A 14,871-nucleotide genomic window follows, 5' to 3' on the forward strand; every position below is an offset into this window, starting at 1 on the left:
TTATCCTCCTTATTAATCAGCATCGGATATGAAGGAATCATGCACTCGTTTCCAAAAAGGGAATGGGCGAAAGCGCGCAAAGCGGACTTTTTCCTTTGCTACCCGAAATTGGATCGACTTTAAGTCGCGATGCAGTAGTGTTAAATGGTCAATCGTCACCATAAAATCTGGTCGATTTACTGGTTTTAACATACAAGTATGATGTCCTGGCAAAATTAAAGGTGAGCCGATCGTTCTAAACACTTTATTATTAATAGATGCCATTTCAGCTAGTTGAATGGATTGCAGAGAAGGATGAATAATTGCTCCACCTAATGCTTTATTGTATGCAGTACTGCCAGATGGAGTAGAAATACAAAGTCCGTCGCCTCTAAAACGTTCAAAATGCTCGCCGCGGATTTCAACATCCATAACGAGAGTACCTTCGACACTTTTTACTGTGCATTCATTTAATGCAAGATATCGTGATTCTTTTCCGCCATGCTGATAACGAACAATAACTTCTAAAAGCGGGTATTCAATCACTTGATACGGAGTTTTCGCAATTGCGATGACAAGCTTTTCAATTTCAGAAGGCACCCAATCTGCATAAAAGCCAAGATGGCCTGTATGTACACCAACAAAAGCAGTTTTATCAAGCCTTGAACTATAACGGTGAAAAGCATATAAAAGAGTCCCGTCGCCACCAACAGAAATAACGATATCTGGTTGACTTTCATCATATACTAGATCAAAATCTAATAAATATGTCCGCATCTTATGCATTAACGCATTCGACTGTGAATCACCTTTCGACGTAATGGAAAATTTCATGATCGACACCCTTTTGTGAAAATTTTCTTTAAAGTGCATGTTTAATAGCTGCTGTTGCATATAGGACAAGCAAGTAATAGGAACAAGCTATCAGTTCTTATAGTTAGTGATCTCCATTTTTATAAAAAGCCCCATTTAGTGAGCTTCCTTCACTTTTTTCCTTTTTCTCTTTTAACAGCGTTTCTTTGTTTTTTGAAAAATAGACTTGCGCTTCTTGAATTTCTTCCTTTATTTGTGACATTTCTTCATCCAATCGAAAAGCGGCTTCTGCCGCTCGCTTAAGTCGCATACTAATTTCATCTGGGAAGCGGCCTTTATATTTATAATGCAATGAATGTTCAATCGTCGCCCAAAAGTTCATAGCCAACGTGCGGATTTGAATTTCTGCAAGTATTATTTTTTCACCGTGAATTGTTTGAACAGGATATTCAATTACCACATGATAAGATCGATAACCGCTCGGTTTCTTATGGGAAATATAATCACGCTCTTCAACGATCCGCATATCATTACGGTTACGGAGCAGCTCAACCACTGTTTTAATATCATCTACAAATTGACACATCATTCTTAATCCGGCAATATCTTGCATATCGCTGCTTAATTTATCAAGAGGAATGCGCTTTTGATTTGCCTTATCCAAAATACTTGCAATTGGTTTCACACGTCCAGTCACAAATTCAATTGGCGAATGACTGTGATCGTATTGAAATTGTCCACGCATTCCTTTTAATTTTACTTTTAACTCCTCTACTGCCTGCTTATAAGGAGCAAGAAATTGATCCCAATGGTTCATCAACATCACCTCACAAAGCGGATAAAAACGTCGCTTCTACCTTTTTCACCATCTGCTCTCCATAATTTCCATTTCCTTGAATATTTTCAATCAAGTAAGTTAGTTCCTCGTGAAAGTTGATTAACTCAAGCCTTTCATTATAAGAAATAGCCTCAATCTTTGTCCCGCTTGCAAGCGCTGCTTTCAACGCCGGCCAGACTTGTTCATGAATATAAAAATAAACATACTCTTTTTCATCTGAGACCAAATATATAAATGCAGTTTCATCTGAATCGACAATCATTTGCGCTGCCGCTTCCAAAGAACGAAAAGAAACTTTTTCCTCTGTAAGCAACTCCAATGACAACGCTGTCTGATTGAATTTGTTAAAATGGATTTTTTTCCTCATCACGCATAACCTCCACCTTTCTTATTATAGCTTCAGTGCCCATCTTCTTCAAAGTTAAATAAAGTGAAACTTCCATGAGTGGGGGTTTTCTCCCATCCTACATACAAAGGATCTCAAGCTAAAGCGCGACGTCCTGCCGCAACGCTTGAGTGACCAACATCCTGTTGGCCCGAACCAATCGGACATTTGACTTTCAGTTAACCCCCACCTAGACTTCCTCGTTCCTCTTACTCTTGAGGTGGGGGTCTTACTGCCAGTTAGATGTGGGATAAACATTAATAGCATTCCTTTTCATCAAATAGGATAGAAAGCATCCCTTCAATCAAGCTGTTCAGAATGTAAAAGGCGAACATTCACAGTTCTTCATCTTGCATCACCTGCGATTTCAATAGATAATAAGTAAAAGGAGACAAGGAAAGGTTTGTTGCAATTGAGCGAAGCATTAGAAATAGAATTTAAAAATATCGTTTCAAAAGAGGATTTTCACGCTATGACAGCATTTTTTTCAATTTCTGAAGAGGACTTTCACCTACAAAAAAATCATTATTTTGATACAAACACATTTGCTTTAAAAAATAGCGGATGCGCTTTAAGAATTCGAAAAAAAGCAAATCAATTTGAATTGACATTTAAACAACCTGTAGAAGCTGGAGTACTGGAAACAAATCAAATGATCTCCGAACGAGAAGCTGCTGCAATGATAAAAAACGGTTACCTGCCTTCAGGAGAAGTGCAAGAGCTTTTGACAGCAAGAACACCAGCAATTGATTGCGTAGAATTTCTCGGATCTTTAACAACAAAAAGAGCAGAAATGCCATATAAAGATGGAACTTTGATGTTTGACCACAGTTTCTATTTAAAAAAGGAAGATTTTGAGATAGAATATGAAGTAAACGATGCACAACGAGGAAAAGAAGTCTTTCTCGACTTACTCAAACAGCTAGAAATCCCGCTTTGTCCAGCTGTAAGCAAACCGCTAAGATTTTGGAGGGCGAAGCAGGCGGATCATTAAAATAAGAGCTTTCTCCTAAAAGATTGAACTCGTACAAAAAGGGAAACTTCCATTTTCCTACTCTTGTACTCCAATCGTATAGAGAGCCTCGAAAGGAGATTAGTAATGAATACATCCAATCAGCTAAAGGTTATGTTTGAATTGCAAGCCTTACAGAATTTCTCAAGACCTTTTTCTACCTATCAAAACGAGAGTAATAGCAATTATTTATTTCAAGAAATGTTGAATTCAGCGCTTCAAGAAGTATTATTAAATGAACAGATGGGAAATAAAGAAACCACTTTTTCGCCTGCATCTTTATTATCAGCTCAAGGCATGTTCAATAATCACGATACCGTCCCTTTATTAAACAAACAGTATCAACCTATTAGTACATCATATGTTGGTGCAACTGGAAAACAGCATGTCAACACTCCACAAGATCTTGAGGCTATCATTGAAAAAGCGGCAGAAACCTATCAATTGCCTCCTGCCTTGATTAAAGCCGTCATTAAGCATGAATCTAACTTCAACCCGCAAACAGTCAGCAGTGCAGGTGCATCTGGCCTTATGCAGTTGATGCCTAGCACCGCGAAGGGTTTAGGAGTGAATAACATCTTTGATCCTGAAGAAAACATCAACGGAGGAAGCAAATATTTGCGAAGCATGCTAGACCGCTACAATGGAAGTATAGAATTAGCGCTTGCTGCTTATAATGCAGGACCGGGAAATGTTGATAAATATCAAGGAATTCCACCTTTCAAAGAAACACAACAATACGTTCAAAAAGTGACCAATACATTTTTGGCATAAGCATTCTTACATGATACATACACAAAAAATGAGCAGGTTGCCCTGCTCATTTTTTGTGTCCCTAAATCTATCATTTTTTCCAATTTTCCCCGTCCCTTCACTTTCTCGAAAAACATTGTACAATATGAAAGGTATGCTTTACATGGGATAAGCAATATTTTCGTTCAGTTCATCATGCATATCTTAGAATTTAGAACCTTTCAAACAACCCCAAAAGCTATTTATTTGAGTTATGAAATCTTGATTGCTACAATAAAAATACAATCTCAGATAAAAAGGAGACATTCATATGGTTGAGAAGCGCATGACGCCGTATGACCTAATTGGAGAGGAACAGCTCTCTAGTCTTGTAAATGCCTTTTATCTCCGGGTTGGAAAACATCCTGATCTTATCCCGATTTTCCCGGAAGATTTAACGGAAACTGCAAGAAAACAAAAGCAATTTTTAACGCAATTTTTAGGCGGTCCTCCGTTATACACTGAAGAACATGGACATCCGATGATGCGTGCTCGTCATTTAGCTCATAAAATTACACCTGCACGAGCAAAAGCTTGGCTTTCTTGCATGAGTGAAGCAATGGACGCTGTTCAATTGCAGGGGCCAGTACGTGATCAATTTTTCGCTCGCCTTACAATGACAGCTAGACACATGGTGAATACAGAAGATCTAGATACAGGTGAAAACGATTGATGAATAATAACATGTTTTGCCAATCTGATTGGTATCATATTGATCATAAACCGTTGGAAATTTACATGTTTATCGATCCGCTTTGTGCAGAGTGCTGGGCGTTAGAACCTATTATGAAAAAGCTGCACATTGAGTACGGAGCCTATTTTAGACTAAAGCATGTTTTAAGTGGACAATTAGCTACACTCAATCTTGGAGCAAAAAAACAAAGCAAGATTGCAAAAATATGGGAAATGACTGCAATTCGATCTGGAATGTCATGCGATGGAAGTTTTTGGCTAAAAAAGCCGATTTCTTCTCCTATTCTCACCTCCATATCGATAAAAGCTGCCGAGCTTCAAGGGAAAAGGGCAGGCATTAAATTTCTGCGGAAACTACAAGAACTGCTATTTCTTGAAAAAGAAAACATTTCGGACTTGCATGTACTTAAAAATGCAGCCGCAATCGTTGGATTAGATGTAGAGGAATTTGTAAAAGACTTACATTCAAAAAGTGCGTCCAAAGCGTTTCAATGCGACTTAAAAATTGCAGCAGAAATGGATGTAACAGAGATGCCGACTCTTGTCTTTTTCAATGAAAATATTGAGGATGAGGGCTTAAAGATTACGGGAATGTATACATATGACATCTATGTCCAGATTATTTCTGAAATGCTGGACAAAAAGCCTAAACCATCATCTATCCCACCACTGGAACAATTTTTACAACATTATAAGCTCGTAGCATCTAAAGAAATTTCAGTTGTTTATGAAATGCCTATTTCCCAAGTTGAAAAAGAAATGAAAAAATGGATACTTCAACAAAAAGTGGAAAAAATCCCTGCGAAGTATGGTACGTTTTGGAGATACATTGGAGAAGACTAAACAAATTTTTAAAATATTTAGAAATAAGTGGGGGGGCTTTCCCCCACTATGTTAAAGCAGCATTATTTTTTCCAATTGGCATTTTTTCAATAAAATTTTGACTAACCATAACGAAATTACAGGCTCTCCAGTATTGCTAATAGTCATGTGGCACTCCTCCAACTAATCATAGTTAGTTGTTTTTTTTATTCTCCAAATCCCATTTAATTTCATCATAAAGCTAACCTCTTTTTGATATTTTTCAGTATCTTTCTTGTATAAAATGTAAGTTATTTATTATGTTTTAAACGACTTCATTGTCATTTAACAATTTTTAATCATTGGAAAAAAATGTATGACTTTATGTCAATATTGTAAGCTAAACTTGTCTGTTTGTCATTTTATTCGATTTCTTCTCCTCCTTCTTTTCACTATGATAAATATAAATATCGCTCACTGATTAATGCAGCGGGGATCACTTATGAAAAAAGAAAAGAAGGTGTTTTTACTATGCAGCCATTACAACCTATACAGCCGCATGAACGAATTGAGATCATCGATATTATCCGGGGCATCGCTATTTTAGGCATACTCCTCGTTAACATCGCACATTTTAGTTATCCTGATCTTTATTTGCATATGACAGGAAAAGACCACTTTTTAATGAAAGATTGGCACAAACTAGACTTTATAATAGGAGATATTCTCAATATATTTGTCCGAATGAAATTTGTAATGATGTTTTCTTTTCTATTTGGGTTTGGGATGATCATCATGATGGAAAATGCACAAGCGAAAAAACGACGCTTTGTTCCTACGTATCTTCGCAGATTATTCGTGCTGCTCGTTATCGGCATCATCCATGGTTTTTTCATTTGGGATGGTGATATTCTCACACAATATGCACTGCTCGGATTTATCTTATTGCTATTCCGAAAATGCAAACCGAGAACTTTGGTTATCTTCTCGATCGTTTTCTATTTATTGTTCTCACTGCCATCTATACAAACTAGTTTTCAGACAATAGATCCAGAACAAGAACAGGCGATGATGCAATATCAAGAAGAAATGGCACAAATGTTCAATGATAAGGCGAAACAAGCACTTCAAGCTTATGGGAACGGCACTTTTACAGAAATCGTAAAACAGCGTGTTCATGATCGTATTTACTATATGGCCATTAATGGAATGCTTTCAACGAATCCACTGCTGTTTTTCTATGCATCGATCCCAATGTTTAGTTTGTTATTATTAGGTGCTGCATTTGCTAAGTCAAAGATTTTTCACGACCCATCTAAACATCTTAGATTGTTAAAAACATTATGGTGGTTAGGATTGCTCATTGGTTTGCCGGCAAATATCGCGTATGTCTTATGGAATGAAGATTTCCTGCTCCTAGGAGCACCACTGCTCATGTTATTTTATGTGACTTCCGTGGTATTTTTATTTCATTTTCAATGGGGAAAACGACTGCTCATGCCCTTTTCCGCTGTAGGTAGAACAGCTTTTACCAATTATCTGATGCAATCAGTGATTGGAACGCTCATATTTTATAATTATGGACTTGGTTTGTATGGCAAGGTGCAGCCATTCGTGGCTGTTTTGATCGCACTTGGTATCTTTATCTTCCAAATGTTTGTTAGCAATATTTGGCTGAAACAATACCGTTACGGCCCATTTGAATGGGTATGGCGAACGTTGACTTATGGTAAACGCCCTTCCTTTCGTCTAAAATCATCGTAAAAAACGTTCCTCTCCTAAGACTGCTCCAAATGTCATTAGACTTTTGGGGCAGTCCTTTTGCACTTTTCACGATAAACAGTAAAATAAGAATAAAAGTGTTCTTAAATCGTTTGGGAAAAATGACGTTTAAATATATTCTTTCTCGTGGTTAGTACCTTTGCGTTGAGAGGCAAGCCTCCTTATCAATGCATGTTCAAGCATTATTCTTATGTCATTTGCATACGAAGAACGAAACATGAAAAAGGAGCAAACAGAGATGTACAAAATTTTAGTTGTGGAAGATGATCAAAAAATGGCATCTATCATTTGTAACTATTTACAAAAATACGGGTATGATGCTCAATTTGCCAATGACTTTGAACGAATCAAAGAGCATTTTCTTGATTATCGGCCAGATTTAATCATTCTCGATATTAATTTGCCTTCCTTTGATGGTTTTTATTGGTGCCGGCAAATTCGCGGCTTTTCCAATGTGCCGATAATCTTTCTATCAGCACGCGCTGGCGAAATGGATCAAGTACTTGCAATTGAAAACGGCGGCGATGATTATATTACTAAACCTTTTCATCTTGAGGTAATGCTGGCAAAGATTAAAAGCGTGATTAGAAGAACCTATGGCGACTATGCTACAGCTACTGATCATGATGTTCTTGAAATCGAAGGGCTTTTTTTACATCGCAATAAAAATATAATCGAATTTAATCATCAAAAAATTGAATGCAGTCCGAAAGAATTTCGGCTTATCGATACACTAGCAAAAAAAACGGAACAAATTGTTTCAAGAGAGAAGTTGTTGGAAGCGCTCTGGGATGAAATCGACCTTGTTGATGATAATACATTAAATGTTAATGTCCGGAGAGTAAGAAACAAATTAAAAGAGCTTGGCATCTATGATGCGATCCAAACAGTAAGAGGACAAGGATATTGCTTAAAAAAAAGCTGGGGGCGGAAACATTGACTTTTTTTCATTTTCTTCGGGACAGACTTGGTTATGTAAGCTTTTATGTCCTTAATCTCATCATCGCTTTAGTCATTGTTAAACTTAGTTTGCTCGAAAAAAGCATTGATATTGAAACGAACTACTTTATTTATATTGCAATCATTTCTTTCGTGCTTCTGCTCTTATATTGTTTTATTTCTTATGTAAGACAGAAGCCTTTCTTCGATCAATTTCACCATGCATTGAACGATAAAGATTTGCATGCCCTTATTAAAATAGATCATGCCATTACATATGAACAAAAACAATTCTACAAGCTCTGTCTTGTAAGCTACAATGACTATTTGCAAAAGCTGCATCAATATGAAGCACAACAAAAACAAGCATACTATTTTACGAATCGCTGGACGCATCAAATGAAAACACCCTTATCTGTCATGCAACTGCTTATTCAAGAAGAAAACAACTGGAGCAAAGAAGAACTGCTTGAGCATATGGAAGAAGAAATCGTGAAACTAACGGATGGAATGCAGATGATGCTTTCTACCATTCGGCTGCAAAAATTTGAACTTGATTTCTCAATTCAACAAGTTCCACTCATTGCTCTCATCCGCTCTCTGCTTCATGAAAAACGCAAAACATTCATCCGTTATCATCTTTTTCCAAAGCTTGAAACTGGGCAAGATGAAATTTGGGTTGAATCCGACAAGAAATGGCTCACATTTGTGCTTGAACAACTATTAAATAATGCATTGAAGTACTCACAAGCTGCATCAACTGAAAGCAAGTATATTACCATCACTGTCACATCATCTGAAAAAGGGACAAAGATAGAGATAAAGGATGAAGGTATTGGCATAAAAAAAGAGGATGTCCCCCGCGTATTTGATGCCTTTTTTACTGGTGAAAATGGCCGTAAGCTCAGAGAGTCAACCGGTATGGGCTTATATCTGGCAAAACACATTTGTGACAAACTAAAACATAACATCACCATTGATTCGAAGGAAAACTGCGGAACAACCGTTGCGATTCATTTTCCTCCCCGTACAGATTATTATGATGTTTTGCAGAATAAAGAAAGCTTCAAATAGGCGCAGCTATACGATGTTTTAAATATGGTTGTTCATTATATCACAGTAAAGTGAAACTTCCATCAGTGGGGTTTTCTCTCATCCCCCACTGATGGGAAGTAGAACAGAGGCTAAGGTCGCAGGCGTCCTTGAAAAAAAAACCGCTTTTTCTTTGTGCGATGTATCGCTCCCGAAGCTTTCCTTCAAGAAGTTTTCCTTATCCTGTCATCCCCAACCAATCGGACATTTGACTTTCAGTTTCCCCACCTAAACATCTTCGATTTCTCTTACTCTTAAGGTGGGGAGCTTACTGTCAGTTCGATGTGAAATAAGAGGAAATAACTGTTAATGGTTATAAACCTCGGAGAAGCAATGCTGCCTGAGAGATTAGCTGGAGCCTTTTTACTTTTAAATGTAATAAAATGAATGACAACATTGTCACCTTTCTCGCTTTTATTGTCACCAAAATAAATAGCAAGCAAACGGCTTTTTATATAAAGTAGAGCTATAGAAGAAGGGAGTTTGCATACATGTTAAAGGCAACCAATATTACGAAAACGTACAGCTCAAAAAAAGGCAGCTATATGCATACAGCATTGCATCCATTCAATTTGCAAGTAGCTAAAGGGGAATTTGTCGGCATCATGGGACCTTCAGGAAGCGGCAAATCAACGTTATTGAATATACTAGCAACGATTGATCAGCCTTCTTCTGGTACAGTGGAGTTAGATGGCATCCTGACAAAACAATTAAATGATAAAGAGCTTGCATTGTTTAGAAGAAAACGGTTAGGTTTCATTTTTCAAGACTTTCATTTGCTTGATACGTTAAATGTTAGAGAAAACATCTTGCTGCCCCTTGTCCTTGAAAAAAGCAGCCTCCAAGACATGGAGAAACGTCTTCAGGAAATGGCGGTTATGCTCGGCATTCAAGATATTTTAGAAAAACGAACGTATGAACTCTCTGGTGGACAGCAGCAGCGAACAGCAGCAGCACGGGCAATGATACATGACCCAGATTTAATTTTAGCCGACGAGCCTACAGGCAATCTTGATTCCGCCTCAGCAAAATCTTTAATGGAGGCTCTTGCTGCGTTAAATGAACAGCAAGAACGCACCATCCTAATGGTGACCCATGATCCTGTTGCAGCAAGCTATTGTAAACGGATTGTTTTTATCCGTGACGGTCAAACGTTTACAGAAATTTATAAAGGGGAGCAAAGGCAAGCATTTTTTCAGAAAATCCTTCATGTGCTATCCGTGTTAGGGGGTTCTATCGATGACATTTCGCCAGCTCGTCATTAAAAACATTAAAGGAAATTTTCAACGGTATAGCTCATATTTATTAAGCAGTGCGTTTACTGTCTTTATATTTTATTTATTTGCTGCTTTCCTTTTCCATCCAGAAGTACGAAACCAAAATATTCATCCAATTATTACGATTTTGTTGATCGGTTGTGAGCTCGTTATTTTGTTTTTTACGATTTTCTTTGTTCTATATTCTAACGCTGCTTTTATGAAATCACGAAAAAAAGAATTTGGGCTCTTGAAAATGATCGGGCTTCATAATAGACAAATCGGCAAACTCGTCTTTTTTGAATTTACATTTATCTCTATACTAGCAATTATCATCGGGATCTTATTTGGAATCCTGTTTTCGAAGTTATTTTTTATGAGTATTAATGCTATTTTGCAGCCTGTCATCCCACTCGCTTTTACAGTCCCAAGTACTGCATTGTGGATCACCAGCGGTATTTTTTTGTTTTTATTTGAAATCATTACATTGTTCGGTTTAAAAGAGATAAGAAAAAGTGAAATTATTGATCTCTTGCAAGAAGCAAAGAAACCGAAATCGCTGCCTTCTTTCTCACTGTTTCTCGTTATTTTAGGGATCATATTACTAGGTATCGGTTATGCCTTATCTGCCGTTCCTCATTTGCTCGTGTTGTTTTTCTCGATGATTCCAATTTTAATTCTAGTAATCATAGGCACTTATTTATTATTCATGCAGATGACTACTGCAGTGCTTCACCAGCTCCGACGAATGCCAAGAATCTACTTAAAGCATACAAATATGACAACAATCAGTTTGCTCATGTTCAAACTAAAAGACCATGCAAGAATGCTCAGTGTTATCGCTATCTTAAGTGCTGTCGTCACCTCCAGTATGGGAATGCTATTATGGTTTCATCACTTTTCCAACACTAATATGCGGGGACCACAAGATATGGAAATCATTCAAAAAGGATTAAATAATCCATCTATATACGAGAAAGACGAGATAGCTGCAATCGCAGAGAAGTATGAAATGGTAATGAAGGATTACCATAGCGCTACTTTTTTACCATCTACGGTTAAAATAAATAATAGAGAGGCTGCAATGTGGATCATTTCTGAGAGTGGATACAATGAGAGAATAAAATTCTTTAAAGAAGTAGAGCCATTAAAAGTTTCACAAGGAAAAGGAATATTTATCTCCCCCTTCGACAATGGATATTTTAACGCACCAATCTATAAAGAAAAAAGCATCGACATCCCGCTTGAAAATGACATGATCACAATAGAGGTAGAGAAGGCCATTTTTAACGTGACGATGGTTCTTGGAAATTGGGGTGCACCTTTTTTATTTGTTGTTAGTGATCAACAATTTCAAGAATGGGAAGCACTCATGCCAATAGAACAACACATTGTCATGCATGATTATTATTTTGACGATATTCGAAACGGCAAGGAATTCATGAAAGATTTAAGAAAAAACGCTGGAAAAAACTCAGATCTTTTGTTAGATGGCATCAGTACTTATCTTGATGTCAGCAAAGGCAATACACTCCTAATGTTTATCGGCGTTTTCATCGCTTGCCTGTTTTTTCTCGCCTCTGGAAGCTTGATCTATTTCAAGATGTTTACAGAAATTCAGGATGATCGAAAAATATATATGATCTTATCGAAACTAGGAATGACTGTAGGGGAAATGAAGTATGCGATTACTATTCAAATGGCGATTCTCTTTTTTCTGCCTGTCGCCGTTGGCTCTATTCACACGTTATTTGCATATAATTCGGCTAGAATCAACCTAGGTGCACATACCATTTGGTATGAAGGATTAACTGCAATTGGCATCTATATTCTCTTTCAGGCTATCTACTTTATGATTGCTAGAAAGATTTATCTTAAAAAAATGATCTCACAATAGAGTTAGAAAGAAACATAAAAAAAACATGTCGACGGTCGACATGCTTTTTTTTAGAAATGTTTATCTACATTTCTATAAAACAAAGGGGATGGGAGAAATTTTCACGATCAAACAAAGGGGTATCATGTTTGCTTGTGATTAACTTCACATCAATAATATACCATGTTCATATTTCATGAGCAAGTATATGTTAACTATTTCACAATATTGTCAAAGATCTTGTCATGCTTCTAACTGAACATCATATAATGATAATATAGAGATTTCAATTTGTACAGGCTTTCTCGTTCATTATCTTTGTACTATTTATAAAGTACAAAAACAAGGAGGCAATGTCATTGCGGTATGTTATTTTGTCATTTTTTATTATTTTCGTCTGCTTTTCATTCGGATTGAATATTCTCGGCTTATTGAAGCTTCTTCCTCTCTATATTACTTCTCCATTATTATTCTTCTCGCTTTTTTTATTACTTGCTCATTTGAATAATCGAAAGCGATTTCGCGGCTTTCATTAAATAACGCATCAATAAGTATGATTTAAGAGACAACTGCTTTCTTATATATCTTTTACATTTTCATTTCGTTTTTCATGGCAAGAGCCTGAGGATGCAATCTCATCAGGCTCTTGCAGCGTTTCAGTATTTAATATATGCCTCGATTATCATCAACACTGTAATGATCTATTTTGATAACAGTCTTTCCAATTCATCCAATCTTTCTTCAAACACTTTGCATGCTGCAGCAATCGGTTCAGGGCTTGTCATATCAACTCCAGCCTTTTTTAATACTTCTATTGGATAATCAGATTTTCCTGCTTTTAAAAATTGTATATATTTTTCGACAGCTGGCTCTCCTTCTTCAATGATTTTCTTGCTTAGAGCTGTTGCAGCGCTAAACCCTGTCGCATATTGATACACATAATAATTGTAATAGAAGTGTGGAATTCTAGCCCATTCCATTCCGATTTCTTCATCGATTACTATTTCATCACCATAATATTTTCGATTTAATGCTGCATACTCTTTTGTCAACATGTCAGCAGTCAATGCTTCCCCATTCTGTGCCTTCTGATGAATAAGATGTTCAAACTCAGCAAACATCGTTTGACGGAAAACAGTACCGCGAAATCCTTCCAAATAATGATTTAATAAAAAGGTCCGCTGCACTTCATCATCAATTGTTTTCAGTAAATAGTCATTTAACAGTGCTTCATTACATGTGGAAGCAACTTCTGCAACAAAAATAGAATAGCTGCCATAAATATATGGCTGTGTTTTACGTGTGTAATAGCTATGGACACTGTGGCCAAATTCATGAGCAAGTGTAAATAAATTATGAATATTGTTCTGCCAATTCATTAGAATATAAGGATTTGTTCCATAAGAGCCTGAGGAGTAAGCACCATTTCGCTTGCCTTTGTTTTCAACAACATCCACCCAACGGTTCTCAAATCCTTCTTTCAATACACTTGCATACTCTGCTCCAAGCGGTTTTAATCCTTTTAATACCAATTCCTTTGCTTCTTCGTATGTAAAGTTCATCTTTGCTTCCTGTACAAGCGGTGTATAGAGATCATACATATGCAGTGTATCGACCTCAAGTGCTTTTTTGCGTAGTTTGACATAACGATGCAGTAATGGCAAGTGCTCTTGAATCGTTGAGATTAAGTGATCATATACACTTTCGGGGATGTTGTTTGCCGAAAGTGCAGCATGTCGTGCCGAATGGTAATGGTGGACTTGTGCATAAAAGTTATCTGTTTTAATTTGTCCGCTTAATGTACTAGCAAATGTATTGCGAAATTTCCCATAAGTTTCGTATACTTTTTGAAAGGCCTCTTTACGAACTCGACGATCTTTACTCTCAAGAAAATCGACATAGCGTCCATGGGTAATTTGAACATCCTCGCCATTCTCATCTTTCATATACGGAAATTCCAAATCAGCATTATTTAATATTCCAAATGTATTACTAGAAGCCGACAAAACATCAGAACTTTGAGCTAAAAGCGATTCCTCCTTTGCTGAAAGTACGTGAGGACGCTGTAGAGTAATTTTTTCCAAAGCATGCTTATAAAGACGAAGCTCTTGCTTTTCTTCTATATAACGCTGTAAAACATGATCTTCAAGCGCTAATATTTCAGGTACAATAAAGGAAAGGGCACTAGATGCTTGCGCATATAATCCTTTTATACGATCATCTAAACCTTGGTAAAAAGCATTTGTCGTATCTTGATCATAACGCATGTGTGCATATGTATATAGTTTACCAACACGTTCTGAAACCTCATCATCGTATACCAACGTTTGATATAAAGATTCCGCATCTTTCCCTACCGTTCCTTTAAAACCATCAGCTTTCTTTAAAAGTTCCATTACCGCTTTATATTCTTCTTCCCATAATTGATCTGTTGCAAAAATATCTTCTAAACGCCACGTAAGTGCTTCTGAAACTTCACTTCGATTAGGAAGTACCTTTACTGTTGGCTGTTTGCTCATTAAAATCCCTCACTTTTCATTTTTCTCATTCTGTACTTTCTTTCTTTAAAACAAAAGTTCCTGCATGAACACAAGATTTTCATCCTTGATGACA

14 protein-coding genes are annotated in these 14,871 nt (G+C 36.9%); 10 read left to right on the forward strand and 4 right to left on the reverse strand.

All coding sequences use genetic code 11. From position 1 onward, the window contains the following. Positions 1–12: 12 nt before the first annotated feature. The 3 genes from J2S08_RS02260 to J2S08_RS02270 all read right to left on the reverse strand — a co-directional run bounded on the left by J2S08_RS02260 (position 13) and on the right by J2S08_RS02270 (position 1,997). Positions 13–813 (reverse strand): NAD kinase, encoded by an 801-nt coding sequence (locus J2S08_RS02260; protein WP_307226256.1) that lies wholly within the window; start codon positions 811–813, stop codon positions 13–15. A gap of 103 nt (positions 814–916) precedes the next feature. Beyond that, a complete protein-coding gene (locus J2S08_RS02265) occupies positions 917–1,609 on the reverse strand; it encodes a GTP pyrophosphokinase (RefSeq protein WP_307226258.1) in 693 nt (230 codons plus the stop codon). A 10-nt stretch (positions 1,610–1,619) separates the two neighbouring features. Next, entirely contained in the window at positions 1,620–1,997 is a 378-nt protein-coding gene (locus J2S08_RS02270; protein ID WP_307226259.1) for a UPF0738 family protein, read from the reverse strand. 421 nt (positions 1,998–2,418) lie between these two features. On the opposite strand from J2S08_RS02270, the gene J2S08_RS02275 reads away from it, so the two are divergent. From J2S08_RS02275 to J2S08_RS02320, 10 genes are all read left to right on the forward strand, one after another. Beyond that, a complete protein-coding gene (locus tag J2S08_RS02275) occupies positions 2,419–3,009 on the forward strand; it encodes a CYTH domain-containing protein (protein WP_307226261.1) in 591 nt (196 codons plus the stop codon). Positions 3,010–3,114: 105 nt separating this feature from the next. Beyond that, positions 3,115–3,801, forward strand: a complete 687-nt coding sequence (locus tag J2S08_RS02280) for a lytic transglycosylase domain-containing protein (protein WP_307226263.1) — start codon at positions 3,115–3,117, stop codon at positions 3,799–3,801. Positions 3,802–4,090: 289 nt separating this feature from the next. Further along, on the forward strand, positions 4,091–4,492 hold the full coding sequence (locus J2S08_RS02285) for a globin domain-containing protein (protein WP_307226265.1): 402 nt from the start codon (positions 4,091–4,093) through the stop codon (positions 4,490–4,492). Next, on the forward strand, positions 4,492–5,355 hold the full coding sequence (locus tag J2S08_RS02290; protein ID WP_307226267.1) for a ClpXP adapter SpxH family protein: 864 nt from the start codon (positions 4,492–4,494) through the stop codon (positions 5,353–5,355). The genes J2S08_RS02285 and J2S08_RS02290 overlap by 1 nt, the downstream gene beginning before the upstream one ends. A 489-nt stretch (positions 5,356–5,844) precedes the next feature. Beyond that, positions 5,845–7,077: a DUF418 domain-containing protein gene (locus J2S08_RS02295; RefSeq protein WP_307226269.1), complete on the forward strand. Its 1,233-nt coding sequence runs from the start codon at positions 5,845–5,847 to the stop codon at positions 7,075–7,077. Positions 7,078–7,333: 256 nt separating this feature from the next. Beyond that, positions 7,334–8,035 (forward strand): response regulator transcription factor, encoded by a 702-nt coding sequence (locus tag J2S08_RS02300; RefSeq protein WP_307226271.1) that lies wholly within the window; start codon positions 7,334–7,336, stop codon positions 8,033–8,035. Further along, positions 8,002–9,108, forward strand: coding sequence for a sensor histidine kinase (locus J2S08_RS02305; protein WP_307226273.1), 1,107 nt, complete (start codon positions 8,002–8,004; stop codon positions 9,106–9,108). The genes J2S08_RS02300 and J2S08_RS02305 overlap by 34 nt, the downstream gene beginning before the upstream one ends. Before the next feature lie 509 nt (positions 9,109–9,617). Further along, complete coding sequence (locus J2S08_RS02310) at positions 9,618–10,391, forward strand: ABC transporter ATP-binding protein (RefSeq protein WP_307226275.1); 774 nt, start codon at positions 9,618–9,620, stop codon at positions 10,389–10,391. Next, complete coding sequence (locus J2S08_RS02315) at positions 10,366–12,279, forward strand: ABC transporter permease (RefSeq protein WP_307226276.1); 1,914 nt, start codon at positions 10,366–10,368, stop codon at positions 12,277–12,279. The genes J2S08_RS02310 and J2S08_RS02315 overlap by 26 nt, the downstream gene beginning before the upstream one ends. 338 nt (positions 12,280–12,617) lie before the next feature. Next, positions 12,618–12,794 carry a hypothetical protein gene (locus J2S08_RS02320; RefSeq protein WP_370875617.1) on the forward strand — a complete coding sequence of 59 codons (177 nt, stop codon included), beginning with the start codon at positions 12,618–12,620 and terminating at the stop codon, positions 12,792–12,794. A 165-nt stretch (positions 12,795–12,959) separates the two neighbouring features. On the opposite strand, the gene pepF is transcribed toward J2S08_RS02320, so the two are convergent. Continuing rightward, positions 12,960–14,777 carry an oligoendopeptidase F gene (gene pepF / locus J2S08_RS02325; protein WP_307226280.1) on the reverse strand — a complete coding sequence of 606 codons (1,818 nt, stop codon included), beginning with the start codon at positions 14,775–14,777 and terminating at the stop codon, positions 12,960–12,962. Positions 14,778–14,871: the final 94 nt, after the last annotated feature.

Origin of the sequence: Bacillus chungangensis, assembly GCF_030812995.1 — a bacterium.
Classification (GTDB): Bacteria; Bacillota; Bacilli; order Bacillales; family Bacillaceae_C; genus Bacillus_CF; species Bacillus_CF chungangensis.